Annotated in this window: 25 protein-coding genes and 1 riboswitch; of the genes, 16 read left to right on the top strand and 9 right to left on the bottom strand. The window is 63.9% G+C overall.

All coding sequences use genetic code 11. The features are described from left to right. Positions 1 to 11 precede the first annotated feature (11 nt). Positions 12 to 572 (bottom strand): NADAR family protein, encoded by a 561-nt coding sequence (locus tag Q8O96_RS15820; RefSeq protein ID WP_305949084.1) that lies wholly within the window; start codon positions 570 to 572, stop codon positions 12 to 14. A 193-nt stretch (positions 573 to 765) separates the two neighbouring features. Here Q8O96_RS15820 and mdcA point away from each other — a divergent pair, with 193 nt between their 5' ends. The 9 genes from mdcA (at position 766) to madM (ending at position 8,048) form a co-directional block, all read left to right on the top strand. Further along, the gene (mdcA, locus tag Q8O96_RS15815) at positions 766 to 2,442 is read left to right on the top strand and encodes a malonate decarboxylase subunit alpha (RefSeq protein ID WP_115581136.1); all 1,677 of its coding nucleotides are present in this window, start codon (positions 766 to 768) and stop codon (positions 2,440 to 2,442) included. Continuing rightward, positions 2,442 to 3,317 carry a triphosphoribosyl-dephospho-CoA synthase gene (locus Q8O96_RS15810; protein ID WP_207814992.1) on the top strand — a complete coding sequence of 292 codons (876 nt, stop codon included), beginning with the start codon at positions 2,442 to 2,444 and terminating at the stop codon, positions 3,315 to 3,317. Before mdcA ends, Q8O96_RS15810 begins: the two co-directional genes overlap by 1 nt. Next, a complete protein-coding gene (locus Q8O96_RS15805; RefSeq protein ID WP_102862062.1) occupies positions 3,317 to 3,616 on the top strand; it encodes a malonate decarboxylase subunit delta in 300 nt (99 codons plus the stop codon). The genes Q8O96_RS15810 and Q8O96_RS15805 overlap by 1 nt, the downstream gene beginning before the upstream one ends. After that, the gene (locus tag Q8O96_RS15800) at positions 3,609 to 4,460 is read left to right on the top strand and encodes a biotin-independent malonate decarboxylase subunit beta (RefSeq protein ID WP_102862061.1); all 852 of its coding nucleotides are present in this window, start codon (positions 3,609 to 3,611) and stop codon (positions 4,458 to 4,460) included. The genes Q8O96_RS15805 and Q8O96_RS15800 overlap by 8 nt, the downstream gene beginning before the upstream one ends. Then, entirely contained in the window at positions 4,457 to 5,260 is an 804-nt protein-coding gene (gene mdcE / locus Q8O96_RS15795) for a biotin-independent malonate decarboxylase subunit gamma (protein ID WP_102862060.1), read from the top strand. The genes Q8O96_RS15800 and mdcE overlap by 4 nt, the downstream gene beginning before the upstream one ends. Beyond that, positions 5,257 to 5,883: a malonate decarboxylase holo-ACP synthase gene (locus Q8O96_RS15790; RefSeq protein WP_305949083.1), complete on the top strand. Its 627-nt coding sequence runs from the start codon at positions 5,257 to 5,259 to the stop codon at positions 5,881 to 5,883. Before mdcE ends, Q8O96_RS15790 begins: the two co-directional genes overlap by 4 nt. After that, entirely contained in the window at positions 5,880 to 6,815 is a 936-nt protein-coding gene (gene mdcH / locus Q8O96_RS15785) for a malonate decarboxylase subunit epsilon (protein ID WP_115581132.1), read from the top strand. The genes Q8O96_RS15790 and mdcH overlap by 4 nt, the downstream gene beginning before the upstream one ends. Positions 6,816 to 6,882: 67 nt before the next feature. Then, positions 6,883 to 7,275, top strand: coding sequence for a malonate transporter subunit MadL (gene madL / locus Q8O96_RS15780; RefSeq protein ID WP_047306475.1), 393 nt, complete (start codon positions 6,883 to 6,885; stop codon positions 7,273 to 7,275). A gap of 5 nt (positions 7,276 to 7,280) precedes the next feature. Beyond that, positions 7,281 to 8,048 carry a malonate transporter subunit MadM gene (gene madM, locus Q8O96_RS15775; RefSeq protein WP_016968745.1) on the top strand — a complete coding sequence of 256 codons (768 nt, stop codon included), beginning with the start codon at positions 7,281 to 7,283 and terminating at the stop codon, positions 8,046 to 8,048. 126 nt (positions 8,049 to 8,174) lie between these two features. Here madM and Q8O96_RS15770 read toward each other — a convergent pair whose 3' ends face one another. Then, a complete protein-coding gene (locus tag Q8O96_RS15770) occupies positions 8,175 to 9,092 on the bottom strand; it encodes a LysR substrate-binding domain-containing protein (RefSeq protein WP_047306474.1) in 918 nt (305 codons plus the stop codon). Between the two features lie 155 nt (positions 9,093 to 9,247). Here Q8O96_RS15770 and Q8O96_RS15765 point away from each other — a divergent pair, with 155 nt between their 5' ends. Beyond that, entirely contained in the window at positions 9,248 to 9,865 is a 618-nt protein-coding gene (locus Q8O96_RS15765; RefSeq protein WP_102862057.1) for a hemolysin III family protein, read from the top strand. Here Q8O96_RS15765 and Q8O96_RS15760 read toward each other — a convergent pair. After that, positions 9,860 to 10,765 (bottom strand): LysR family transcriptional regulator, encoded by a 906-nt coding sequence (locus Q8O96_RS15760; protein WP_102862056.1) that lies wholly within the window; start codon positions 10,763 to 10,765, stop codon positions 9,860 to 9,862. The genes Q8O96_RS15765 and Q8O96_RS15760 overlap by 6 nt on opposite strands. 106 nt (positions 10,766 to 10,871) lie before the next feature. On the opposite strand from Q8O96_RS15760, the gene Q8O96_RS15755 reads away from it, so the two are divergent. The 3 genes from Q8O96_RS15755 to Q8O96_RS15745 are packed head-to-tail and all read left to right on the top strand — an operon-like array spanning position 10,872 to position 13,417. Continuing rightward, positions 10,872 to 12,113 carry a D-amino acid dehydrogenase gene (locus Q8O96_RS15755; RefSeq protein WP_305949082.1) on the top strand — a complete coding sequence of 414 codons (1,242 nt, stop codon included), beginning with the start codon at positions 10,872 to 10,874 and terminating at the stop codon, positions 12,111 to 12,113. 21 nt (positions 12,114 to 12,134) lie between these two features. After that, complete coding sequence (locus Q8O96_RS15750; protein ID WP_102862054.1) at positions 12,135 to 12,485, top strand: RidA family protein; 351 nt, start codon at positions 12,135 to 12,137, stop codon at positions 12,483 to 12,485. Between the two features lie 29 nt (positions 12,486 to 12,514). Beyond that, a complete protein-coding gene (locus Q8O96_RS15745) occupies positions 12,515 to 13,417 on the top strand; it encodes a transporter substrate-binding domain-containing protein (RefSeq protein ID WP_102862053.1) in 903 nt (300 codons plus the stop codon). Positions 13,418 to 13,545: 128 nt separating this feature from the next. On the opposite strand, the gene Q8O96_RS15740 is transcribed toward Q8O96_RS15745, so the two are convergent. Continuing rightward, on the bottom strand, positions 13,546 to 14,265 hold the full coding sequence (locus Q8O96_RS15740) for a 16S rRNA (uracil(1498)-N(3))-methyltransferase (RefSeq protein WP_305949081.1): 720 nt from the start codon (positions 14,263 to 14,265) through the stop codon (positions 13,546 to 13,548). A gap of 121 nt (positions 14,266 to 14,386) precedes the next feature. Beyond that, entirely contained in the window at positions 14,387 to 15,793 is a 1,407-nt protein-coding gene (locus tag Q8O96_RS15735) for an adenosylmethionine--8-amino-7-oxononanoate transaminase (protein WP_207814996.1), read from the bottom strand. A 298-nt stretch (positions 15,794 to 16,091) separates the two neighbouring features. Between Q8O96_RS15735 and Q8O96_RS15730 the strand changes: the two genes are divergently transcribed. Next, positions 16,092 to 16,643 carry a cytochrome b gene (locus Q8O96_RS15730; protein WP_016968753.1) on the top strand — a complete coding sequence of 184 codons (552 nt, stop codon included), beginning with the start codon at positions 16,092 to 16,094 and terminating at the stop codon, positions 16,641 to 16,643. Positions 16,644 to 16,675: 32 nt separating this feature from the next. Further along, positions 16,676 to 17,272 carry a YceI family protein gene (locus tag Q8O96_RS15725; RefSeq protein WP_031320659.1) on the top strand — a complete coding sequence of 199 codons (597 nt, stop codon included), beginning with the start codon at positions 16,676 to 16,678 and terminating at the stop codon, positions 17,270 to 17,272. Positions 17,273 to 17,575: 303 nt separating this feature from the next. On the opposite strand, the gene Q8O96_RS15720 is transcribed toward Q8O96_RS15725, so the two are convergent. The 4 genes from Q8O96_RS15720 to ahcY all read right to left on the bottom strand — a co-directional run bounded on the left by Q8O96_RS15720 (position 17,576) and on the right by ahcY (position 23,048). Next, positions 17,576 to 19,444, bottom strand: coding sequence for a DEAD/DEAH box helicase (locus tag Q8O96_RS15720; protein WP_102862050.1), 1,869 nt, complete (start codon positions 19,442 to 19,444; stop codon positions 17,576 to 17,578). A 223-nt stretch (positions 19,445 to 19,667) separates the two neighbouring features. Beyond that, complete coding sequence (locus Q8O96_RS15715) at positions 19,668 to 20,483, bottom strand: ABC transporter substrate-binding protein (RefSeq protein ID WP_102862049.1); 816 nt, start codon at positions 20,481 to 20,483, stop codon at positions 19,668 to 19,670. Between the two features lie 120 nt (positions 20,484 to 20,603). Next, complete coding sequence (gene metF / locus Q8O96_RS15710) at positions 20,604 to 21,449, bottom strand: methylenetetrahydrofolate reductase [NAD(P)H] (protein ID WP_102881139.1); 846 nt, start codon at positions 21,447 to 21,449, stop codon at positions 20,604 to 20,606. A gap of 189 nt (positions 21,450 to 21,638) precedes the next feature. Continuing rightward, positions 21,639 to 23,048: an adenosylhomocysteinase gene (gene ahcY / locus Q8O96_RS15705; RefSeq protein WP_102862047.1), complete on the bottom strand. Its 1,410-nt coding sequence runs from the start codon at positions 23,046 to 23,048 to the stop codon at positions 21,639 to 21,641. Positions 23,049 to 23,069: 21 nt separating this feature from the next. Continuing rightward, a riboswitch (S-adenosyl-L-homocysteine riboswitch) is annotated at positions 23,070 to 23,176 on the bottom strand. 199 nt (positions 23,177 to 23,375) lie between these two features. On the opposite strand from ahcY, the gene Q8O96_RS15700 reads away from it, so the two are divergent. Then, the gene (locus Q8O96_RS15700) at positions 23,376 to 23,771 is read left to right on the top strand and encodes an acyl-CoA thioesterase (protein ID WP_060841501.1); all 396 of its coding nucleotides are present in this window, start codon (positions 23,376 to 23,378) and stop codon (positions 23,769 to 23,771) included. Positions 23,772 to 23,783 lie beyond the last annotated feature (12 nt).

Below are 23,783 nucleotides of genomic sequence, written 5' to 3'. Positions count from 1 at the left end.
AAAGCAGCGCCTCAGGCAGTACGCAACCTGTCCCGCACTTCCATCAGCGCATAGCCCAGCAGGTTCAGGCCGCGCCATTGCTCCGGCCGGTTGGCCTTGGCGTCCTCGGCGGCCAGGCCAATGCCCCAGATCCGGTCCACCGGGCTGGCTTCCACCAGCACCTGGTCCCGGGTGGACAGCAAGTACTCGCCCAGGGCCGAGTGCTGGCTGAACTTGGCCAGGTTGCCCTGGACCACGATGTCGAAGCGCGCCGCTTGCCATTGCGTGTCATCGAAACCACGAACCTCACGGCCCAGTTGCTTCACATCGGCGGGCGTCACGGCCTTGAGGATGCGCCCGTGGGTTTCCCGGTCGTCGAACAGCAGGGCCTTGCCGGCCATCATGAAGTGCTCGGCGCTGGGATAGTGGATGCCCTCGATCTCGAGACCGGCGGCAAACCACTGGCTGAAGCAACTCGGGGAAGGGCGCCCGTCCCGGGTCGGCTGGTGCCCCCAGAACATCAGGTAGTCGGGCTTCAGGCCGTGCTTGATCTGTTCCAGCAACGCCTGGTTCGAGCGAATCGGTGTGTCCATGCTGACTCTCATTGTTGTCTGCTCAGGCCATTGGCTGGCCGGTCCGGTGGGCATTGTGTACCGAGAGCGAGAAACGGCGCCATTGGCTTGGCAATCGTTACGCTCAGCGTAACTATCCAACGCCGGGCTTGATTGATGACCCCAGGTTTCACTCCTATGGTGACTGCCACGACAGCGAACCCGTGGAGTGAGCATGACAACAATAATTTCCCCCGACGCGCGCTGGTCGCGGCGGCGCAGCGAAAAGCAGCGGCGCCTCGAGCAGGTGCGGGCCATCGCCGATGGCGTGGTGTTGCCGAGCGACAAGATCGTCGCCGCCCTGGAAGCCCTGATCCTGCCCGGCGACCGGGTGGTGCTGGAAGGCAACAACCAGAAGCAGGCGGACTTTCTCTCCCGCGCCCTGGCCAAGGCCGACCCGGCCAAGCTGCATGACCTGCACATGATCATGCCCAGTGTCGGCCGTTCCGAGCACCTGGACCTGTTCGAGCGCGGCATTGCCCGCAAGCTGGACTTCTCCTTCGCCGGCACCCAGAGCCTGCGCATCAGCCAGTTGCTGGAAGACGGGCTGCTGGAAATCGGCGCCATTCATACCTACATCGAACTCTATGCGCGGCTGGTGGTGGACCTGATCCCCAATGTGGTGCTGTCCGCCGGCTTCATGGCCGACCGCGCCGGCAACATCTACACCGGCCCCAGCACCGAGGACACCCCGGCACTGATCGAGCCGGCGGCCTTCAGCGACGGCATTGTCATCGTCCAGGTCAACCAGTTGGTGGATGACGTCAGCGAGCTGCCCCGGGTCGACATCCCCGCCTCCTGGGTCGACTTCGTGGTGGTGGCCGACAAGCCGTTCTACATCGAACCGCTGTTCACCCGCGATCCACGGCATATCAAGCCGGTGCACGTGCTGATGGCGATGATGGCGATCCGCGGCATCTACGAAAAACACAAGGTGCAGTCGCTGAACCACGGCATCGGTTTCAACACCGCGGCCATCGAGCTGATCCTGCCGACCTACGGCGAGTCCCTGGGGCTCAAGGGCAAGATCTGCCGCAACTGGACCCTCAATCCTCACCCGACCCTGATCCCGGCCATTGAAAGCGGCTGGGTGGAAAGCGTGCATTGCTTCGGCACCGAACTGGGCATGGAGAACTACATCGCCGCGCGTCCGGACGTATTCTTCACCGGCCGCGACGGCTCGCTGCGGTCCAACCGGATGTTCTGTCAGCTGGCCGGGCAATACGCGGTGGACCTGTTTATCGGCGCCACCTTGCAGGTGGACGGCGACGGTCACTCTTCCACCGTGACCCGCGGCCGCCTGGCTGGTTTCGGCGGCGCACCGAACATGGGCCACGACCCACGCGGGCGGCGCCACGGCACTCCGGCCTGGCTCGATATGCGCCAGGATCAGAGCGATGCACCCCAGGCCATGCTCGAACGCGGCAAGAAGCTGGTGGTGCAGATGGTGGAAACCTTCCAGGAAGGCGGCAAACCGACCTTTGTCGAGACCCTGGATGCCGTGGAGGTGGCGCGCAAGAGCGGCATGCCCCTGGCGCCGATCATGATCTACGGCGACGACGTCACTCACCTGCTCACCGAGGAAGGCATCGCCTACCTGTACAAGGCCCGCTCCCTGGAAGAACGCCAGGCGATGATTGCCGCCGTGGCTGGGGTGACCGCCATCGGTTTGCGCCACAACCCCAAAGACACCGCGCGCATGCGCCGTGAAGGGCTGATCGCCTTGCCCGAAGACCTGGGCATCCGCCGGACCGACGCCAGTCGCGAGCTGCTGGCGGCGAAAAGCGTCGCCGATCTGGTGCAGTGGTCCGGTGGCTTGTACAACCCGCCCGCCAAGTTCAGGAGCTGGTAATGCACGCACTCAACCTGCAATCACAACCCCTGAGCCTGGCCGAACGCCTGGCGGACCTGGCGGTGGACGCGCTGATCGACGAGGCCGACCTGTCGCCCAAGCCGGCCCTGGTGGACCGCCGTGGCAATGGTGCCCATACCGATCTGCACCTGGGCTTGATGCACGCTTCGGCCCTGGCCCTGTGGCCGGCCTTCAAGGAGATGGCCGAAGCGGCGCTGGCGTTCGGTGAAGTCGGCCTGCCTCTGCGCGAAGCCCTGGGCCGCATCGGCCGCGAAGGCGAACAGGCCATGCTCGCCACCACGGCGGGGGTGAATACCCATCGTGGGGCGATCTGGGCCCTGGGCCTGCTGGTGGCCGCCGCCGCGCTGGAACCACGATCCACAGGTGCCGGCAGTGTTGCGCTGCGGGCTGCGCGCCTGGCCCTGCTGGAGGATCGCTATGCACCACGGCCCTTGAGTCATGGCGCCCAGGTGGCGCTGCGCTACGGCGTGCGCGGTGCTCGGGAAGAAGCCCAGCAAGGCTTCCCCGCGGTGCTGCAATGGGGGCTGCCACAGCTCAAGCGCAGCCGCGCCCAGGGCCATGGCGAACAGAACGCCCGACTCGATGCCTTGCTGGCGATCATGAGCCGTCTGGCGGATACCTGCGTGCTGTACCGCGCCGGTGAGCAAGGCTTGCAGGCCATGCAGCAGGGCGCCCAGGCGGTGCTCGATGCCGGTGGCAGCGCCAGCCTTGCCGGTCGTCGTCGTTTGCATGAGCTGGACCTGCAACTGTTGACCTTGAATGCCTCGCCCGGCGGTGCTGCTGATTTGCTGGCGGCCAGCCTGCTGTTGGACCGGATCGAATCCGCCGACGCCTTTATCCAGGGAGCGCTGTAATGGAAACCTTGTCTTTTCAATTCCCCGCCGGCCAGCCCGGCCGTGGCCGCGCCCTGGTGGGCTGTGTGGGCTCCGGCGACCTGGAAGTGCTGCTGGAGCCGGGTCAGCCCGGCACATTGACCATCCAGGTGCAGACTTCGGTAAACGGCAGCGCCGCCCGCTGGCAGCACCTGTTCGAGCGCATGTTCGACGGCCAGTTGCCGCCGGCGCTGCTGATCGACATCCATGATTTCGGCGCCACTCCCGGGGTGGTGCGCCTGCGCCTGGAACAGGGCTTCGAGGAGATCGGCCATGACTGACAGCGCACGTTTATTGAACAAGCACAGCTTCGTCGAGCTGGGTGCTCGGCAGCGGGCCCGGGCCTTGCTGGATGCCGGCAGTTTTCGCGAGCTGCTGGACCCTTTCCAGCGGGTCATGTCGCCCTGGCTGGCGCGTCAGGGCGTGGTGCCCCAGGCCGACGACGGCGTGGTGATCGCCAAGGGCAGCATCGCCGGTTTGCCGGTGGTGATTGCCGCCATCGAAGGCGCGTTCCAGGGCGGCAGCCTGGGTGAAGTGGGCGGGGCGAAGATCGCCGGAGCCCTGGAACTGGCTGCCGAGGACAACCGCAACGGCATCCCGACCTGTGCCGTGCTGCTGCTGGAAACCGGTGGCGTGCGCCTGCAGGAAGCCAACCTCGGGCTGGCGGCGATTGCCGACATCCATGCGGCGATTGTCGACCTGCGCCAGTACCAGCCGGTGATCGGCGTGGTGGCCGGCAGTGTCGGCTGTTTTGGCGGCATGTCGATTGCCGCCGGGCTGTGCAGTTATCTCGTGGTCACCCAGGAAGCGCGCCTGGGGCTCAACGGCCCGCAAGTGATCGAGCAGGAAGCCGGGCTTGAGGAGTACGACTCCCGGGATCGGCCGTTCATCTGGAGCCTGACCGGCGGCGAGCAGCGTTTTGCCAGCGGCCTGGTTGACCGTTACGTGGCCGACGACGTGGCGCAGATCCAGGCCCAGGTCCGCGAGTTGCTGGCCCTTGGCTTGCCCGAGCGGCAACGCAGCCGCGAGGCCGATCTGTACCTGCAACGCCTGGCCCGTTTGGACACCACGCCGCAAATCGATGCGGCGACGGTTCGCGATCTGTATCAAGGAGACCGCTCATGAGTGCTTGTTCTTTGCGGGGTTTGAACTGGTTCAACGCCTTGAGTGGCGGCGCCGCGCTGGTGGCCGGCCTGCCGCCGTCGCTGCGGGTGGCCGATGGTGAATTGGCGGGGCAGCCGGTGCGTTTTATCGCCGTGGTGGCCGACCCGGAAAATCGCTTTCCCCGTGCCCGTCAGGGCGAGGTTGGATTACTGGAAGGCTGGGGCCTGGCCAAGGCCGTGGATGAGTTGATCGATGCCGACTGCGACCAGCCTCACAAGCGGGCGCTGCTCGCCATTGTCGATGTGCCGAGCCAGGCCTATGGCCGTCGCGAAGAGGCCCTGGGCATCCATCAGGCCCTCGCGGCGGCGGCCGACAGCTACGCCCGGGCGCGGCTGGCCGGGCACCCGGTGATTGCCCTGTTGGTGGGCAAGGCCATGTCCGGAGCCTTTCTGGCCCACGGTTATCAGGCCAACCGCTTGATCGCCCTGCGCGATCCCGGGGTGATGGTGCATGCCATGGGCAAGGCCTCGGCGGCGCGGGTCACCCTGCGCAGTGTCGAGGAACTGGAAGCCCTGGCCGCCAGCGTGCCGCCCATGGCCTATGACATCGGCAGCTACGCCAGTCTCGGGCTGCTCTGGGAAAGCGTATCGGTGCGGCAGATTGAACAGCCGGCAGTGGAGGATCTGGCGGTCGTCGAGGAATGCCTGTTGGCGGCGATTGCCGATGTGCGGGCCAAAGGTGTCGACCTGAGCTGCCGTCTGGGGGCGTCGAACCGGGCGGCGTCGAGCCGGGTTCGCCAATTGCTGCGGGAACAGTGGTGAACAGCCTCGGCCCCTGGCTGCCCCACGACTTGCTGTGGGGCATGACCCCGGCGCAGTTGGCCGCCGATGCGCCGGATTGGGCCTTTGCCGTGCTGGAGGCCGGGCAGCCGGTGGTGGTGCGGCGGGCGCTGACGGCGCCGGGGCAGATTGCTGTCGGCCTGCGCGGTGGCACCCGTGAGCAGCGCTACCCGGCTGTGCTGGCGTTGGAGTCGGTGCAGCGTGGGGTACATCCCGAGGCGCTGTGCCGGATGTCCGGCTCGCGCTCATTGCCGGCGCTTCGGGCGTTGCAGCAGTTACGCGGCGAGCTGGATGCCCTGGGCCTGGTCTGGGGCGTCAGCGGCAGCGCCGGTTTTGAGTTGGCCTGTGGGATTGCCGCGCTGCATCAGCACAGCGACCTGGACCTGATCCTGCGCACGCCGGAACCTTTTTCCCGGGCTCAGGCCCGCGAGTTGCTGGCCCTGCTGGAGTGCGCCGAGTGCCCGGTGGATCTGCAATTGCAGGTGCCGGCCGGCGCTCTGGCCCTGCGGGAATGGGCGGGAACGGCGCCTCGGGTGCTGCTCAAGAGTGCCGGGGGCGCGCGCTTGGTCAGCGACCCCTGGTGCGCGCTGGAGCAGGCGGCATGAGCAGCTTGCTGGTGTTTCCGGGCCAGGGCGCGCAGCAGCCGGGGATGCTCCAGCGTTTGCCGCCAAGCCCTGAAATCCGCGCCTGCCTGGACGAGGCCAGCGAAGTGCTGGGCGAGGATGTGCTGACCCTGGATTCGCCCCAGGCCCTGGCCAGCACACGGGCGGTGCAGTTGTGCCTGTTGATCGCTGGCGTGGCCTGTGCCCGGACCCTGCTGCAAGCGCCGGTCAAGGCGGACTATGTGGCGGGCTTGTCCATCGGCGCCTACCCGGCGGCGGTGGTGGCCGGGGCCCTGGGGTTTGCCGATGCGTTGCGACTGGTGAGCCTGCGTGGCCAGTTGATGCAGCAAGCCTATCCGCAGGGCTATGGCATGACCGCATTGATCGGCCTGGATCTGGCGCAGGTGGAGGGGTTGCTGGCCCAGGTCCACAGCCCGCAAACGCCGGTGTACCTGGCCAATATCAACGCCGACAGCCAAGTGGTGATCGCCGGCAGCGATGCGGCGATGCATGCCGTGGCCGAGCTGGCCCGGGGGTGTGGAGTCGGCGTGGCCAAGCGTCTGGCGGTCAGCGTGCCGTCCCATTGCCCGTTGCTGGAACAACCGGCCCAGATCCTGGCCGCCGCTTTTGCCGAAGTGCCCTTGCAGGTGCCCGCCCTGGGTTATCTGAGCGGCAGCCGGGCCCGACCGTTGCGCACGGTGGAACAGGTGCGCGATGACCTGGCGTTCAACATGTGCCGGGTGGTGGACTGGCGCGGCACCGTGCAAAGCGCCTACGAGCGCGGGGTGCGCCTGCAGATCGAACTGCCACCCGGCGCGGTACTCACCGGGTTGGCCCGCCGGGTGTTTGCCCAGGGGACGGTGATCGCCTTCGACGGCGCGCGCCTGGACACCTTGCAGGCGCTGATGCGTGAGGAGGGAAGCCGCGACCGATAGAGCACCGACTCAGGCTGACGAAGCACAAGAACAACAACTTCGACGATGCACTTTGAGGACAACAACAATGATTATCTACGGTGTGGCCTTCCTGGCCTTTTGTACCCTGGTGGGTATTTTCATCGGTGAGCTGCTGGGCAAATTGATCGGCGTGCCGGCCAATGTCGGCGGCGTCGGTATTGCCATGCTGCTGTTGATCGGCCTGGGCAGCTACCTGCACAAGCGCGGCTTGTTCGCCGGCAAGTCCGAGCAGGGCGTGGAGTTCTGGGGCGCGGTGTACATCCCCATCGTGGTGGCCATGGCCGCCCAGCAAAACGTGTATGGCGCGCTCAAGGGCGGGCCGATGGCGATCCTGGCGGGCACCCTGGCGGTGGTGATCGCCTTTGCCCTGGTGCCGGTGCTGGTGCGCATCGGCAACAAGGCGCCGGATGCGGCCGTTGCTCAGAAAACAGCGGGGTAAGGGCCATGTACGAATCGATGATGAAGGTCATTACCGGCTACGGGCTGATCAGCGGTTTTGCAGTGATCGGGATCACCATGTGGGTCTCCTACTGGATCTCCAACACCTTTACCAAGGGCCGCCTGCATGGCTCGGCCATCGCCATTCTGCTGGGGCTGGTGCTGTCCTACGTGGGCGGCGCCTTCACCGGTGGGCAGAAGGGCGTGGTGGATATCCCGCTGCTCTCGGGCATCGGCTTGTTGGGCGGAGCGATGCTGCGGGACTTCGCGATTGTCGCCACCGCCTTCGGTGTCAGTGTCGAGGAGCTCAAACGCGCCGGATTCGTAGGGGTGCTGGCGCTGTTTGTCGGGGTTGGCTCGTCCTTTGTGGCGGGAGTGGGGGTGGCCATGGCGTTTGGTTACACCGATGCGGTGAGCCTGACCACCATTGGCGCCGGGGCGGTGACTTACATCGTCGGGCCGGTGACTGGCGCAGCCATCGGCGCCAGCTCCGAGGTCATGGCGCTGTCGATTGCCGCGGGGTTGATCAAGGCGATTCTGGTGATGGTGATGACACCCTTCGTGGCACCGCTGATCGGCCTCAACAACCCGCGCAGCGCGGTGATCTTCGGCGGTTTGATGGGCACTTCCAGCGGCGTCGCCGGGGGCCTGGCGGCCACCGATCCGAAGCTGGTGCCCTATGGTTGCCTGACGGCGGCGTTCTACACGGCCCTGGGCTGCCTGCTGGGGCCGTCGCTGCTGTTCCTGCTGATGCGTGGCCTGCTGGGCGCGTAGGCGCCGGCTTGCCGGCGAAGGGGCCTTTGAGACGTGCACAGGTCTTATGGACGCCTTCGCTGGCAAGCCAGCTCCTACGGCGGGTTGCGGTGTTGCCAATGACGCGTTTTGGCAGGAACCGGCTTCCTACGTGATTTGCCGATTGGCGTACATCCGGCATTCGGCCAACAGTGCCAACAGGTTCGGGTCGCGTTCCTTGGCCTTGAGAAACACCACGCCGATATGTTGCTGCAGGCGGTAGCGCGCCTGCAGCGGTATCAGTTTCACGCGGTTCTCGTAGACGGCCGCGATCCTCCCCGGCAGCAACGCGTAACCCACCCCTGAGCTGACCATGCTCAGCAAGGTGAAGATGTCGTTGACCTGCATCGCTACCTTGGGTTCGAACCCCGCCTGCTTGAACACCCGCACCCCATCCTGATGAGTGGCAAAGCCTTGGGTCAGGGTGATGAAGGTGGCATCGCGCACGTCGGCCAGGTCCACTTCACGCTGCTGGGCGAAGGGCGAATCGGCGGGAGTGGCAAGGAAAATGTCGTCGGAAAACAGCGGCAGTTGTTCACAGTCCGGGTCGTTGACGCTGTCGTCCAGGGAAATCAGGATGGCGTCCACTTCCATGTTCTTGAGCTTGTACAGCAGGTCGATGTTGGAGCCCAGGATCAGGTCGATGTTCAGTTCGCTGCGGCGCAGCTTCAGGCCCATGATCAGCTGCGGCACGGTTTTCACCGTCAGCGAATAAAGCGCGCCGAGTTTGAAACGTTCTGCGGAAAAGCCCGCCGCTTCACGGGTCAAACGCACGCTCTCGACCACGTCCTGGACCAGCTTCTGGGCGCGTTCTTCGAGGACGAAGGCGCTTTCCAGCGGCGTCAGGTTGCGCCCCTCATGCTTGAACAGCGGGCAGCGCAGAGCGTTTTCCAGGGAGTGGATGGCGCGGTGCACGCTGACATTGCTGGTCTGCAACTCGGCGGCAGCGCGGGCCAGATTGCCGGTGCGCATGAAGGCCAGAAACACTTCGAGCTTTTTCAGGGTCAACTCTTCGTCGATGAGCATGGACTGGCCTCGGCTGATGAGGGGCTGATGATGCCCGATGAGTCAGGGCGTGGCCGCTGGTTTTTTATTGGCCGTGCCCCAATAGACATGTTGCGCTTTCAAGCTGCAGGCCTGAGCCTTGCGTGTTTTTTCAATGTTTCAAGGGTGAGCGACAGATGTATCACGGAGAAAGATTCAACGCCTGGACCCACTTGCTGGGTGCGATCGCCGCGTTTGTCGGCGGGATCTGGCTGGTGGTGCTGGCCAGCCTCGATGGCGACCCGTGGAAGATCGTCGGTGTGGCGATCTATTCCTTCACCTTGCTGGTGCTCTACAGCGTGTCCACGGTCTACCACAGCGTGCGTGGGCGGGCCAAAGGCATCATGCAGAAGGTCGATCACTTTTCCATCTATCTGCTGATTGCCGGCAGCTACACCCCCTTCTGCCTGGTGACCCTGCGCGGGCCCTGGGGCTGGACCCTGTTCGGGATTGTCTGGGGGTTGGCGCTGATTGGCATCCTGCAGGAGATCAAGCCGCGTTCCGAGGCGCGAATTCTGTCCATCGTGATCTACGCGGTCATGGGCTGGATCGTGCTGGTGGCGGTCAAGCCGCTGCTGGCGGCTTTGGGCCCCGCCGGTTTTGCCTGGCTGGCCTCGGGTGGCGTGCTGTACACCGTGGGCATCATCTTCTTTGCCCTGGATAGCCGCCTGCGTCATGCCCATGGCATCTGGCACCTGTTCGTGATCGCCGGCAGCCTGCTGCACTTCATCGCCATCCTGTTCTACGTCCTATAAGGGGTGGTCCAGCTGGGCCTGGGCCTGGTGGGCGAAGATCTCCAACAGGCTGGCCAGGGTGTGGGGCGGTGGTTCGGCGGCGCGGGTCACGGCGTACAGGGTGATGGGCAGCGGCGGGCTCAGGGGGCGGATGGCGGTGCTGGCGGTTGACGCGCCCAGGGCGGTGAACGGGTCGATCAGCGCCAACCCGGCGCCGGATTCGACCATGGCCCGGGCCAGGGAATAGGTCTGTACGGCAATGCTGATCCGCGGCGGCGGTTCCACGGCCTTGAGGTAGCTGTCGAGCCGGGCCGACAGCGGGTCGCTGCTGCTCAGGCCAATCAGTGGTGCATCCGCCAATTCCATCAACGCCAGCGGCTGGCCGCGCATGGCGGGCGGCCAGTAGTCCTGCGGGGCCAGGGCCACCAGCACGCCCTCGGCCAGGGGCTGTGCACAGAGCCCGGGGTGGTCCGGGCGCTGCAGGGTCAGGGCCACATCGATTTCCCGCATCAGCAGGTTCTGCACCAGTTCGCGGCTATGGGCGCTGGACAGTTCGCACAGGCTGTCCGGGTATCGGCGGGTCCATTCGCTGATGGCCGGCGGCAGCAGTGCCAGGGCCAGGGCCGGGGTGGCGCCGATGCGCAGGCTCTGGCCCGGCGCCCGGCGCAGGTTCTGCGCCAGCCGCCTGACCCCTTGCAGGCTTTCGCTGACCTTGTCCACTTCCCGCTCCAGCTCCAGGGCTTCGGGCGTGGGCTGCAACTTGCCCCGTACCCGCAGGAACAGCGGAAAACCCAGTTGCAGTTCGGCGTGCTGCAGGACCTTGCTCACTGCCGGCTGGGAGACGTGCAGCAGCTGCGCGGCGCCGCTGATGGAGCCGGTCTGGCGAATGGCCTGGAAGATTTCGATGTGACGCAGTCGCATGGGCAGTCCATAACCTTTGTTTATGGGTGGTCCATCTTTATTCATTGTTCGGCGCCTGTCACCTGCCCCTAACCTTGCGCCATTCAACAAGCGGTCGGGGACAGTCATGAGTCAGCGGGTTTGCATCATCGGCGGTGGCGTCATTGGCCTGGCCAGCGCCTATGCCCTGGTTCGCCAGGGCCTGGAAGTGACGCTGGTGGAAGCCCAGGATGCCCTCGGCAGCCAGACCAGCTTCGCCAATGGCGGGCAGTTGTCCTATCGCTATGTAGCGCCCCTGGCCGATGCCGGTGTGCCTTGGCAGGCCCTGGGCTGGATGCTCAAGGGCGACTCGCCGCTCAAGCTGCGCCCGCGCCTGGACCCGGCGCAATGGCGTTGGTTGGCGGGGTTTCTCGGCGCCTGCCGGCATTCGGTGAACCAGCGCAATGCTGCTCATCTGCTGCGCCTGGCGCTGCTCAGCCAGAGCACGTTGCAGAGCTGGCGCGAGGACGACGGCTTGGCGGGCTTCGACTGGCGGCGCAATGGCAAGCTGGTGACCTTTCGTGAGCGTGGCAGCTTCGACCACGCTCGGCACAACCTCGCGGACCGCCGCCAGCAGCAGGTGTTGTCGGCCGCCGAGTGCGCGGCGCTGGAACCGACCCTGGGCGACGCGCCCTTTGTCGGCGGCATCCACACCCCCGACGAGGAAGTGGCCGATTGTCATGGCTTCTGCCAGCAGTTGGCGGCGCGGCTGCGGGCTTCCGGGCGTTGCGAGATTCTCCTGGGCCAGCGGGTTCGGGGCATTCATCACCAGGGCGACCGGGTGCAGGCCATCGATCTGGGCGACCGGCTCTTACCGGTGGAGCACCTGGTGCTGGCGGCCGGTCACCGCAGCGCCGAGCTGCGCCTGCCCGGGCTCAAGCTGCCCCTGTATCCGCTCAAGGGCTATAGCCTCAGCGTGCCCATCGGTCCTGAGCACCGCGCGCCGGATATCAGCATCACCGACTACAACCGCAAGATCGTCTACGCCAGGATCGGCCAGCAGTTGCGGGTGGCGGCCATGGTCGACATCGTCGGCTTCGATCCGTCCCCGGACCCGGCTCGGCTGGCCTTGATGCGGCGTCAGGCCGAGCAGACCTTCGCCGCCGCCGGTGATTATGCGGCGGCCAGCGAATGGGCCGGGATGCGTCCCGCCACTCCCAGCGGCGTGCCGCTGATCGGCGCCACCGCTTATCGCAATCTGTGGCTCAACCTTGGTCACGGCGCGCTGGGATTCACCCTGGCCTGTGGCAGTGGCCAGCTGCTGGGCGAACTGATTGGCCAGCGTTCCACCAGCATCGACATGCAGGGCCTGGCGCCCCGCGTCGCCTGAACGTTCAACAGGAGTCTTCAGATGAGTATCCAGCGTATCCACAGCAACCATCGCCTCAGCGGTGCCGTCACCTTTGCCGGACTGGTGTTCCTTTCCGGCCAGGTGCCGGGGGCCAGCAGCGACATCGGCGGCCAGACCCGGGAGGTCCTGGAGAAGATCGACGCCTTGCTGGCCGAGGCGGGCAGCGACAAGGATCATCTCTTGAGCGCGACGATCTACCTCAAGGACATCCAGGCCGATTTCGCGGTGATGAACGAAGTCTGGTCGGCCTGGCTGTCCCCCGGGCAGGCGCCGGCGCGCACGACCTTGCAGGCGGCCCTGGCGCGCCCGCAGATCCTCGTCGAAATCAGCGTCATCGCTGCTCGCCGCTGAATCACCTCTACCCACAACGGAGAATAACAATGCATAAGATCACGTTGCTCGGCTGCACCCTGGGGCTGTTGTTCAGCGCCGTTTCCCAGGCCAACGAGGCGCCCCTGGACGGCACCCTGGCCAAGATCGCCAATAGCTCCAGTATTACCTTGGGTTATCGCGATGCCTCGGTGCCCTTTTCCTACGTCGGCGACAACAGCGGCCAGCCCATGGGCTATTCGGTGGAGCTGGCGGGCAAGGTGGTGGAGCGCATCCAGCAGCAGTTGCACCTGCCCAAGCTGAAGGTGAAGTACAACCTGGTGACGTCCCAGACGCGCATTCCCCTGGTGCAGAACGGCACCGTGGATCTGGAGTGCGGTTCTACCGGCGTGACAGCCGAGCGGCAGAAGCAGGTGGCGTTTTCCTACGGTTTTATCTACGTCAAAGGGCAACTCTTGACCGCCAAGGACAGCGGGATCAAAAGCTTCGCCGATCTGCGGGGCAAGAACGTGGTGACCACGGCGGGGACCACCAACGAGCGGTTTCTCAAGAGTTACAACGTCGAGCACAAGATCGACATGTTCGTGATCAGCGCCAAGGACCACGGCGAGGCATTCCAGATGCTGCAGTCGGGGCGTGCGGCGGCGTTCTACATGGATGATGCGCTGCTCTACGGCGAACGGGCCAAGGCGCGGGACCCGCACAATTGGGTGGTGGTGGGGGAGGAGCAGTCGCGGGAGATCTACAGCTGCATGGTGCGCAAGGATGACCCGCAATTCCTGGCCCTGGTGAATGGGGTCCTGGCGGATCTGTATCGCAGTGGCGAGATCAACGGCATCTACCAGCGCTGGTTCCAGCAGCCGATTCCGCCCAAGGGCCTGAACCTGGAGTTCCCCATGACTGCCGAGCTGAAGGCGATCATCGCCCAGCCCACCAGCGACCCGGTGCAATAACCGGCTGTTGCGCCGCCACCTGTAGGACCCGGCTTGCCGGCGAAGGGGCCTTTGATACGTGTACGGGGCTGATGGGCGCCTTCGCTGGCAAGCCAGCGCCTACGGTGGGTGTTTGAACGGGGACTGTTTTAGAAGTCGCCCCACAGTTGCTGGGCCACGGCCAGGGCGACCACGGGGGCGGTTTCGGTGCGCAGCACGCGAGGACCAAGACGGGCAGGCAGAAAGCCTGCACCGTGGGCCTGATCCACTTCGGCATCGGACAGACCGCCTTCCGGGCCAATCAGGAAGGCCAGGGTCTGGGGTTTGGCGTGGCTTTCCAGGGGCTGGGCCACGGGATGCAGGACCAGTTTCAGGTCCGCCTGGGTCTGCTTGATCCAGTCCGCCAGCAATACCGGTGGATGAATCAGCGGAACGCGGGAGCGACCGCATTGCTCACAGGCGCTGATGGCCACCTGGCGCCAGTGCAGCAGGCGTTTGTCGGCGCGTTCGTCCTTGAGCCGCACTTCGCAGCGCTCGCTGAAGATCGGGGTGATTTCGCTGACCCCAAGTTCCGTGGCTTTCTGGATCGCCCAGTCCATGCGTTCGCCCCGGGACAGGCCCTGGCCCAGGTGAATCTGCAGCGGTGATTCGTCCTGGCCGGCAAAGCGTTCATCCAGCTGCACCCGTACCCGCTTCTTGCCCACTTCCACCAGCGTGCCGCGAAACTCCATCCCTGAGCCGTCGAACACCTGCAAGGCGTCACCTTCGGCCATGCGCAGCACGCGTCCGATGTAATGGGCCTGGGCTTCCGGCAGTTCGTGTTCGCCAAGGCTCAAGGGGGCGTCGATAAAGAAGCGGGACAATCTCATCTGGTTTCTCTGTGCTGTAGGAGCCGGCTTGCCGGCGATAAACGATGGTGCGCTGCGTGGCGAAGCGCTTCGCTGGCAAGCCCGCTCCTGCGCCAGAGGGTGCAGGAGCGGGGCGAGGGACTCAGCCCGGATCGCGGAAGCCCGGGTGGAAGTCCTTGGGCACGGCCATGCTGACGCTGTCGCGGGTGGCGATGTCGATGCCTTCGCTGGCGACTTCGGCGAGGAAGTCGATCTGCTCCGGGGTGATCACGTAGGGCGGCAGGAAATACACCACGTTGCCCAGGGGGCGCAACAGGGCGCCGCGCTCCAGGGCGTGCTGGAAAACCTTCAGGCCGCGACGTTCCTGCCACGGGTAGGCGCTCTTGCTGGCCTTGTCCTGGACCATTTCGATGGCCAGGACCATGCCGGTCTGGCGCACTTCGGCCACGTGGGGGTGATCCACCAGGTGCGCGGTGGCGCTGGCCATGCGCTGGGACAGTGCGCGGTTGTTCTCGATGACGTTGTCCTGCTCGAAGATGTCCAGGGTCGCCAGCGCCGCCGCACAGGCCAGCGGGTTGCCGGTGTAGCTGTGGGAGTGGAGGAAGGCGCGCAGGGTCGGGTAGTCATCGTAGAAGGCGCTGTAGACCTCATCAGTGGTCATGCACGCGGCCAGAGGCAGGTAGCCGCCGGTCAGGGCCTTGGACAGGCACAGAAAGTCCGGACGGATGCCGGCCTGCTCGCAGGCGAACATGCTGCCGGTGCGGCCGAAGCCCACGGCGATCTCATCATGGATCAGGTGCACGCCATAGCGGTCGCAGGCTTCGCGCAGCAGCTTGAGGTACACCGGGTGGTACATGCGCATGCCGCCGGCGCCCTGGATCAATGGCTCGACGATGACCGCGGCTAGCGTGTCGTGGTGTTCGGCCAGGGTCTGTTCCATGGCGGCGAACATGTTTCGCGAATGCTCTTCCCAGCTCATGCCGTCGGGACGCAGGTAGCAGTCCGGGCTAGGCACCTTGAGGGTGTCCAGCAGCAGGGCCTTGTAGGTCTCGGTGAACAGCGGTACGTCGCCCACCGACATGGCGGCGATGGTTTCGCCGTGGTAGCTGTTGCTCAGGGTGACGAAGCGCTTCTTGGCCGGCTGACCGCGGTTGAGCCAGTAGTGGAAGCTCATCTTCATCGCCACTTCGATGCACGACGAACCGTTGTCGGCGTAGAAGCAGCGGGTCAGGCCTTCGGGGGTGATCTGCACCAGGCGCTCGGACAGCTCGATCACCGGCTGGTGGCTGAAACCGGCGAGGATCACATGCTCCAGCTGGTCCACTTGATCCTTGATGCGTTGGTTGATGCGCGGATTGGCATGGCCGAATACATTGACCCACCAGGAACTGACCGCGTCCAGGTAGCGTTTGCCTTCGAAGTCTTCCAGCCAGACGCCTTCACCGCGCTTGATGGGGATCAAAGGCAGTTGTTCGTGGTCTTTCATCTGGGTGCAGGGATGCCACAACACCGCGAGATCGCGTTGCATCCACTGGTTATTCAGGCCCATGTAGAGTCTCCTGGAGGCGGAATCGGGCAAGCCTATGCAATGCATGGCCGCGGGACAACCTATTGTGTGGGGCGACGGTCAGACAAATGCGCCCTGTACGCAAAGACGTGTCTGAGAGCTGCCAGGGCACCCGCCCTTGGTTATCCCTGAGTCTTCTGAAACGGTCCTTAATCTTTTCTTAACGAGCTCGGCCCAGACTATCGATCGTATTTCTCGATATTTCAAAGCAAAATTTTTCGCTTTAATTCGATAGGTAAATCGCTAGTCTTGGTCAGCGTTTCTTACAGGATGCAACTCGATGCAGTTACGTAATTCTTCTTCGCGCTACGGCTGGGTAAGCATTGTTCTGCACTGGGGCGTGGCCCTGGCCGTCTTCGGATTGTTCGCTTTGGGCCTGTGGATGGTCGGTCTCGACTACTACAGCACCTGGCGCAAAGACGCCCCGGACCTGCACAAGAGTATTGGCCTGACGCTGTTTGCGATCATGCTGCTGCGGGTGCTGTGGCGTTTTGTCAGCCCACCACCACCGGCACCGGCCAATCATGGGCGTCTGACCCGCCTGGGGGCCAAGTTGGGACATGGGTTCCTGTACCTGGGTCTGTTCGCGGTCATGATTGCCGGTTACCTGATCTCCACCGCAGACGGCGTCGGTATCCCGGTGTTTGGCTTGTTTGAAGTTCCTGCTCTGGTTTCCGGACTGCCGGACCAGGCAGATGTAGCAGGCGTGGTGCATCTGTACCTGGCCTGGGCGCTGGTGATCTTTGCCGGCATCCATGGTCTGGCGGCCTTGAAGCACCACTTTATCGATCGTGATGCGACCCTCACCCGTATGCTGGGTCGCAAAGCCTGATGTTCAACCTCGACTCAAAAGGAATAGAAAGCATGTTGAAAAAGACTCTCGCCGCTCTGGCAATCGGATCGGCTGTATTGGCGGCCGGTCAAGTGATGGCAGCGGACTACGTGATCGACAAGGAAGGCCAGCACGCCTTCGTCGACTTCAAGATCAGCCACCTGGGCTACAGCTTCATCACCGGTACCTTCAAGGACCTGGACGGCAAGTTCAGCTTCGACGCGGCCAAGCCTGAAGACGCCAAGATCGAAGTCAATGTGCGCACCGCCAGCGTGTTCACCAACCACGCCGAACGTGACAAGCACATCACCAGCAAGGACTTCCTCGACGCTGGCAAGTTTGCCGATGCCAAGTTCGTCTCCACCAGCGTCAAGCCTACCGGCAAGAATGCCGACGGCAAGCTGACCGCTGATGTGGCCGGCGACCTGACCCTGCACGGTGTGACCAAGCCGGTTGTGGTCAAGGCCACCTTCCTGGGTGAAGGCAAGGACCCATGGGGCGGCTACCGTGCCGGTTTCGAAGGCACCACCAGCATCAATCGCCAGGATTTCGGCAAGATGATGGACCTGGGCCCGGCGTCCAACAACGTCGACCTGTACATCACCTTCGAAGGTGTGAAAGCGAAGTAATGCTTCGTCTGTAGCCACTGCCGCAGGCTGCGACAAGGCCCGCAGGGCCTTCGCGATTCAATTCGCACAGCCCTTATTGGACTGATCGCAAGCTGCGCCAGGGCAAAAAAACGCCCCCGACCACAAATCGGGGGCGTTTTTTATTGCCCGTCATGCAACACGGTGAGCCTGGCAGGTCCTTGCGCCGGCCTCCCCGTCGTTCGCAGCCTGCGGCAGCGGCTGCAGAAAGCGCCCTCGACCAGCCGCCACAAAAAACGCCCCGGGTCTTGCGACCAGGGGCGTTTTTCATTGCAGCCTGCGGACTCAGCGATTGCGGGTCAGCAGTGCCGGCTTCTCGCCCCGTGGGCGGCTCGGCAACTGGTCCAGTTGCTCAGGCGTCGGGAAGCGATCGGCCTTGGACTCCTTGTGCATGATCTTCGGCTGGTTGCCCCGAGGATTCTGCACTGCCGGCTCCTGGCGTGGCTGTTCGTCACGGTTCGGACGACGATTGCGCGACTCGTCGCGACGACCCTGGCTGTCACGAGGGGCGCCGTTGCGTGGACCGCCGCTGCGCTTGGCCGGTGCGGTGCCGGTGGTGCTGCCGTTGCTGTTGCGTGGGTTGCCGGAGCGACCCTGGCCACCACCAGCGCCACCGCGTGGCGGATTGCCGGCACCGGCGCCCTGGGCCGGAGCCCCTGGACGGCGACCACGGCCCTGGTTGTTCTTGTTCTGGTATGGGCTGACGTAGTCAGCGCGGTTACCGAAGTTGTCCACGTCGTCGTCGAGGAACTCATCCGGTGCCCGGTCGGCACGTGGCGTCGGCTGGCGCTGTTCGCGGGCCGGAGTGCCTTCACGCGGTTTCTGCTCGCGGGCCGGGCGCTCGCCACGGGCCGGCTTGTCTTTGCCGCCCTTGTCCTTGCCCTTGTCCTTGCGACCACCGCCGCCACCGCCGCCGTTCGGGCCGTCGCCACGTGGGCCACGAGGATTGCGCGGGTTGCGTACGTCCGGACGCTCGCGCACTTCCGGCTTCTCGGCTTCCACGGCGCTGGCATCGAAGCCCATCAGGTCGCCATCGGCGATCTTCTGCTTGGTCATGCGCTCGATGCTTTTCAGCAGTTTCTCTTCGTCCGGAGCCACCAGGGAGATGGCCTCGCCCGAGCGACCGGCACGGCCGGTACGACCGATACGGTGCACGTAGTCTTCGTCGACGTTAGGCAGCTCGAAGTTGACCACGTGGGGCAGTTGGTCGATATCCAGGCCGCGGGCGGCGATATCGGTGGCTACCAGAATGCGTACGTCGCCGGCCTTGAAATCGGCCAGGGCCTTGGTGCGGGCGTTCTGGCTCTTGTTACCGTGGATCGCCACAGCGCTCAGGCCGTGCTTGTCCAGGTACTCGGCCAGGCGGTTGGCGCCGTGCTTGGTACGCGTGAACACCAGCACCTGTTCCCAGGCGCCGGCGGTGATCAGGTGCGCCAGCAGCGAGCGTTTGTGGCTGGCGGGCAGGCGGAACACCCGCTGCTCGATACGCTCAACCGTGGTGTTGGGCGGGGTGACTTCGATGCGCTCGGGGTTGTGCAGCAGCTTGCCGGCCAGGTCCGTGATGTCCTTGGAGAAGGTCGCGGAGAACAGCAGGTTCTGACGCTTGGCCGGCAGGCGCGCGAGGACTTTCTTCACGTCATGGACGAAGCCCATGTCGAGCATGCGGTCGGCTTCGTCGAGCACGAGGATTTCCACGTGGGACAGGTCGACGCTGCCTTGGCCGGCCAGGTCCAGCAGACGGCCGGGGCACGCCACCAGCACATCGACGCCACGGGCCATGGCCTGGACCTGCGGGTTCATGCCGACGCCGCCGAAGATGCAGGCGCTGACGAACTTCAGATCGCGGGCATACAGCTTGAAGCTGTCATGCACTTGCGCGGCCAGTTCGCGAGTCGGGGTCAGGACCAGTACGCGCGGTTGGCGCGGGCCGTGACGCTGGGATTTGTCCGGGTGACCGTTGGGAAACAACCGCTCCAGGATCGGGAGGGCGAAACCGCCGGTTTTACCAGTACCTGTCTGTGCCGCGACCATCAGATCGCGACCTTGCAACACGGCGGGAATGGCCCGCTGTTGCACCGGAGTAGGCTGGGTGTAGCCGGCGGCTTCGATGGCACCGACTAAAGCCTCGGAGAGACCGAGGGAAGCAAAGGACATGAGTAATCCTGTTTTAGTGAGGGCTTGGCCCAAAGGGATAATCTTGCCGGGCGTGAATGGCGTTTAAGAGGACGCAATCCCGTCCGGTCCTGCTGGCCTGAAGACTCATCCAACGCAGGCTCGCGCGGGCCGGTTGGCTGCGCCGTAGCGGGGTGGAGAGGCCTTGAACAGGTTCCAGCGTCCGGGCGTGAGCCTGGCGGGAGGCGGGAGTATAACAGAGCAATCAGTATGCGCTGCTTTCCTGCTGCTCAACGGTTTTTTCTGACCCCCGGGTAGAGGATGACCTGACAGGGGGCAGAACAGGTTCCGCTCCGTACTTGGCGCTCAACTCGGCGTAGGCCGGCTCGCGCTTGAAGCGCTTGAGTTCGGCGCCGAAGCGTTGCACCAAAAGGTCCATCCCGGCGTTGCGGCGCAGCGCCAGGTACTGGCTCTGGCGGCTGATGACCGTAGGGTTCTGGCTGACCTGATCGCGAATGCCCAGGCTGTCCAGCAGATGCTGGCCCACTCGCTTGTCGGTGATCAACAGGTCGATGCGTCCCAGTAGCAGCTTGCCGAAGTTGGCTTCATGGGTCGGTGCCGGCTCGCGGTTGAACAGGGTCGAATTGCTGAAGTCATCGCTATACAGGTAGCCGGGAGAGGTGCCGATGGTCAGGCCCTTGAGTTCATCCAGGTGCTTGAACGGATGTGGGCGCTGCTTGGCGTAGAACATCACGAACTCCACATCAGAGAGAGGCTCGCTGGGATAGAGCAAGGTATGGTCGCGCTGGTCGCTATGGAAGATATCCAGGGCTCCGTCGGCCTGGCCGGTTTCCAGCATGGCCAGGCAGCGTTTCCATGGCAGGAACTGCCACTCGACTTCTATCCCCAGACGCTGAAAGACAATGGCCGTGGTTTCGTAGTCCAGCCCCAGGGCCTTGCCGTTTTCCTCATAGACATAAGGCGCCCAGGGTTCGGTGACAATGCGCAGCTTCTCGCCATGGGCGGCGACGCTCAGGCAAGTGCAGAGGAGGGCTATCAGCAACTGGGCAATGACGGACATTGCTGGAGATTACGACGAGAGATCATGCAATTGCTAGGGGGAGTTCCAGCCGCTCTGGCTCAAGGCTTGGGCAAATAAAAAGGCCCCGGTTTGCGCCGGGGCCTGGTGAAGGGTTGCCGATCAGCGCGGCAGCTTCAGGTTGTTCCAGATGGCCAGGCTCGGGTCGGCCTGGTTCAGGGTGTAGAAGTGCAGTCCTGGTGCGCCGCCCTGCAGCAGGCGCTCGCACATCTGGCTGATGACCTGCTCACCGAAAGCCTGGATGCTGGTGCTGTCGTCACCGTAGGCTTCCAGTTGCTTGCGGATCCAGCGAGGGATCTCCGCGCCGCAGGCGTCGGAAAAACGCGCCAGCTTGCTGTAGTTGGTGATCGGCATGATGCCCGGCACGATCGGGATGTTTACGCCCATCTTCTGCACGCGCTCGACGAAGTAGAAGTAGCTGTCGGCATTGAAGAAGTACTGGGTGATCGCACTGTCGGCACCGGCATTGGCCTTGCGTACGAAATGGGTGAGATCGTCTTCGAAGTTGCGCGCTTGCGGGTGCATCTCCGGATAGGCGGCGACTTCTATATGGAAGTGGCTGCCGGTTTCTTCACGAATGAAGCTCACCAGATCGTTGGCGTGGCGCAACTCGCCGCTGGCCATGCCCATGCCCGAAGGCAGGTCGCCGCGCAGGGCAACGATGCGCTTGATGCCAGCTGCCTGATACTGCTGCAGCAGACCGCGCAGGTCGTCCTTGCTGTCGCCGACGCAAGACAGGTGCGGTGCGGCAGGGACTTTTACTTCGCTCTCCAGTTGCAGCACGGTGTTGACCGTACGATCACGGGTCGAGCCGCCGGCACCGTAGGTGCAGGAGAAGAAGTCGGGGTTGTAGCTGGCCAGCTGACGGGCAGTGGCAAGCAGTTTTTCATGCCCAGCATCGGTCTTGGTCGGAAAGAACTCGAAGCTGTAGCGACGATCTTGGGACATGGAAGCAACCTCCAGCTACAAGCCGCAAGCTGAAAGCGCCAAGAGAAGCGTGGGTGCGCTCATCTCCTGATTCTGGAGCCTGTTGCCTGACACTGTTTAAGCAAATAGGGGCAAAGCTTGAGGCTCTGTGCGGCAAGCCCGGCTTGTGGCCCTGGCTTGCCGCTTGAAGCTCAACGCTTGCAGCTGCTCTTAGTAGCGATAAGCGTCTGGCTTGAACGGACCTTCGACGGTCACGCCGATGTAGTCAGCCTGTTGCTTGGTCAGTTGAGTGACCACGCCGCCGAAGCCGCGAACCATTTCCAGGGCCACTTCTTCGTCGAGCTTCTTCGGCAGGACTTCAACGGTCAGGCGCTCGGCTTTCTGGGCCGGCGACAGGTCGGCGTACTTCTGGCCGAACAGGAAGATCTGCGCCAGAACCTGGTTGGCGAACGAACCGTCCATGATGCGGCTTGGGTGACCAGTGGCGTTGCCCAGGTTCACCAGGCGGCCTTCGGCCAGCAGGATCAGGTAGTCGTCGTTCTGTGGGTCGAAATCGCCATGGCCGGTACGGTGGATCTTGTGTACCTGTGGCTTCACTTCTTCCCATGCCCAGTGCTTGCGCATGAAAGCGGTGTCGATTTCATTGTCGAAGTGGCCAATGTTGCAGACCACGGCGCGCTTTTTCAGGGCCTTGAGCATGTTGGCGTCGCAAACATTGACGTTGCCGGTGGTGGTCACGATCAGGTCGATCTTGCCCAGCAGGGCCTTGTCGATGCAGGCTTCGGTGCCGTTGTTGATACCGTCGATGAACGGCGAAACCAGTTCGAAACCGTCCATGCAGGCTTGCATGGCGCAGATCGGGTCGACTTCGGACACCTTGACGATCATGCCTTCCTGACGCAGGGACTGGGCCGAGCCCTTGCCCACGTCACCGTAGCCGATGACCAGCGCTTGCTTGCCGGACAGCAGGTGGTCGGTGCCGCGCTTGATGGCGTCGTTCAGGCTGTGACGGCAGCCGTACTTGTTGTCGTTCTTGCTCTTGGTCACCGAGTCGTTGACGTTGATCGCAGGAATCTTCAGCTCGCCTTTGGCCAGCATGTCCAGCAGGCGGTGTACGCCGGTGGTGGTTTCTTCGGTCACGCCGTGAACGCGATCCAGTACCTGTGGGTATTTGTCGTGCAGCAGCTGGGTCAGGTCGCCGCCGTCGTCGAGGATCATGTTGGCGTCCCAAGGCTGGCCATCCTTGAGGATGGTCTGCTCCAGGCACCACTCGTACTCTTGTTCGGTTTCGCCTTTCCAGGCGAACACAGGAATGCCGGCGGCGGCGATGGAGGCAGCGGCCTGGTCTTGAGTCGAGAAGATGTTGCAGGACGACCAGCGTACTTCGGCACCCAGGGCAACCAGGGTTTCGATCAGCACGGCGGTCTGAATGGTCATGTGGATGCAGCCGAGGATTTTCGCGCCCTTGAGTGGCTGTTCAGCCAGGTACTTGCGGCGCAGACCCATCAGAGCGGGCATTTCCGACTCGGCGATGATGGTTTCGCGACGGCCCCAGGCGGCCAGGGAAATGTCGGCGACTTTGTAGTCGGTAAAATCTGCAGGCGTGTTTACAGCGCTCATGAAGAGCCTCCATTCGTAGTGTGCGAATGGGCGCCGTTGTGCGTTTAGTGTCCGTACAGGGAAGCCTGTACCGACAACGCCCCATCCGAGCCTGACAGGTCATGCCTGCTGCAGCGCCCCTCGGACAGGTGGCGGGAAAACGGTATCAAGTGCAGATGACCGTTTTGAAACGGTGGCGATTATAGCCGCCAGAGCCAGACTTCCAAAAGTGTTTCTGTCGCCTGGATGAAGATCGTTAATCGCGACCATAGTCGATGTTGCGTAGAGCATGACCGTCCGGTCTGCCATTATGCCGGGCATCAATTGGCAGGACGGTCAGGAGTGAATATGAATTTCCACACCCGCAAGTGGGTAAAGCCCGAAGACCTCAACCCCAACGGCACGCTGTTCGGCGGCAGCCTGTTGCGCTGGATCGACGAAGAAGCGGCGATTTACGCCATTGTCCAGCTGGGCAACCAGCGAGTGGTCACCAAGTACATCTCGGAAATCAACTTCGTCAGTGCCTCACGCCAGGGCGACATCATTGAGCTGGGCATCACCGCCACCGAGTTCGGTCGCACTTCCATTACCCTGACCTGCGAAGTACGCAACAAGATCACCCGCAAATCCATTCTCACCGTAGAGAAGATGGTCTTCGTCAACCTGGGTGAAGACGGCCTGCCGGCGCCTCACGGGCGCACCGAAATCAAATACGTCAAGGACCAGTTCAAGGACGAAGCCTGAACCCACGCGCCA

Source organism: Pseudomonas sp. LPH60, from assembly GCF_030718165.1.
GTDB classification, from domain to species: Bacteria; Pseudomonadota; Gammaproteobacteria; order Pseudomonadales; family Pseudomonadaceae; genus Aquipseudomonas; species Aquipseudomonas danubii.
This window is presented reverse-complemented; position numbering and strand designations above follow the sequence as displayed.

Excerpts from the sequence above, each read along its gene's own strand:
- Q8O96_RS15760 (WP_102862056.1), bottom strand. The coding sequence starts at position 10,765 with ATGCGACTGCGTCACATCGAAATCTTCCAGGCCATTCGCCAGACCGGC.
- metF (WP_102881139.1), bottom strand. The coding sequence starts at position 21,449 with ATGTCCCAAGATCGTCGCTACAGCTTCGAGTTCTTTCCGACCAAGACC.
- madL (WP_047306475.1), top strand. The coding sequence starts at position 6,883 with ATGATTATCTACGGTGTGGCCTTCCTGGCCTTTTGTACCCTGGTGGGT.
- Q8O96_RS15740 (WP_305949081.1), bottom strand. The coding sequence starts at position 14,265 with ATGAGATTGTCCCGCTTCTTTATCGACGCCCCCTTGAGCCTTGGCGAA.
- madM (WP_016968745.1), top strand. The coding sequence starts at position 7,281 with ATGTACGAATCGATGATGAAGGTCATTACCGGCTACGGGCTGATCAGC.
- ahcY (WP_102862047.1), bottom strand. The coding sequence starts at position 23,048 with ATGAGCGCTGTAAACACGCCTGCAGATTTTACCGACTACAAAGTCGCC.
- Q8O96_RS15745 (WP_102862053.1), top strand. The coding sequence starts at position 12,515 with ATGCATAAGATCACGTTGCTCGGCTGCACCCTGGGGCTGTTGTTCAGC.
- Q8O96_RS15715 (WP_102862049.1), bottom strand. The coding sequence starts at position 20,483 with ATGTCCGTCATTGCCCAGTTGCTGATAGCCCTCCTCTGCACTTGCCTG.
- Q8O96_RS15700 (WP_060841501.1), top strand. The coding sequence starts at position 23,376 with ATGAATTTCCACACCCGCAAGTGGGTAAAGCCCGAAGACCTCAACCCC.
- mdcH (WP_115581132.1), top strand. The coding sequence starts at position 5,880 with ATGAGCAGCTTGCTGGTGTTTCCGGGCCAGGGCGCGCAGCAGCCGGGG.
- Q8O96_RS15725 (WP_031320659.1), top strand. The coding sequence starts at position 16,676 with ATGTTGAAAAAGACTCTCGCCGCTCTGGCAATCGGATCGGCTGTATTG.
- Q8O96_RS15730 (WP_016968753.1), top strand. The coding sequence starts at position 16,092 with ATGCAGTTACGTAATTCTTCTTCGCGCTACGGCTGGGTAAGCATTGTT.
- Q8O96_RS15770 (WP_047306474.1), bottom strand. The coding sequence starts at position 9,092 with ATGCTCATCGACGAAGAGTTGACCCTGAAAAAGCTCGAAGTGTTTCTG.
- Q8O96_RS15810 (WP_207814992.1), top strand. The coding sequence starts at position 2,442 with ATGCACGCACTCAACCTGCAATCACAACCCCTGAGCCTGGCCGAACGC.
- Q8O96_RS15820 (WP_305949084.1), bottom strand. The coding sequence starts at position 572 with ATGGACACACCGATTCGCTCGAACCAGGCGTTGCTGGAACAGATCAAG.
- mdcE (WP_102862060.1), top strand. The coding sequence starts at position 4,457 with ATGAGTGCTTGTTCTTTGCGGGGTTTGAACTGGTTCAACGCCTTGAGT.
- Q8O96_RS15805 (WP_102862062.1), top strand. The coding sequence starts at position 3,317 with ATGGAAACCTTGTCTTTTCAATTCCCCGCCGGCCAGCCCGGCCGTGGC.
- Q8O96_RS15735 (WP_207814996.1), bottom strand. The coding sequence starts at position 15,793 with ATGGGCCTGAATAACCAGTGGATGCAACGCGATCTCGCGGTGTTGTGG.
- Q8O96_RS15800 (WP_102862061.1), top strand. The coding sequence starts at position 3,609 with ATGACTGACAGCGCACGTTTATTGAACAAGCACAGCTTCGTCGAGCTG.
- Q8O96_RS15720 (WP_102862050.1), bottom strand. The coding sequence starts at position 19,444 with ATGTCCTTTGCTTCCCTCGGTCTCTCCGAGGCTTTAGTCGGTGCCATC.
- mdcA (WP_115581136.1), top strand. The coding sequence starts at position 766 with ATGACAACAATAATTTCCCCCGACGCGCGCTGGTCGCGGCGGCGCAGC.
- Q8O96_RS15750 (WP_102862054.1), top strand. The coding sequence starts at position 12,135 with ATGAGTATCCAGCGTATCCACAGCAACCATCGCCTCAGCGGTGCCGTC.
- Q8O96_RS15765 (WP_102862057.1), top strand. The coding sequence starts at position 9,248 with ATGTATCACGGAGAAAGATTCAACGCCTGGACCCACTTGCTGGGTGCG.
- Q8O96_RS15755 (WP_305949082.1), top strand. The coding sequence starts at position 10,872 with ATGAGTCAGCGGGTTTGCATCATCGGCGGTGGCGTCATTGGCCTGGCC.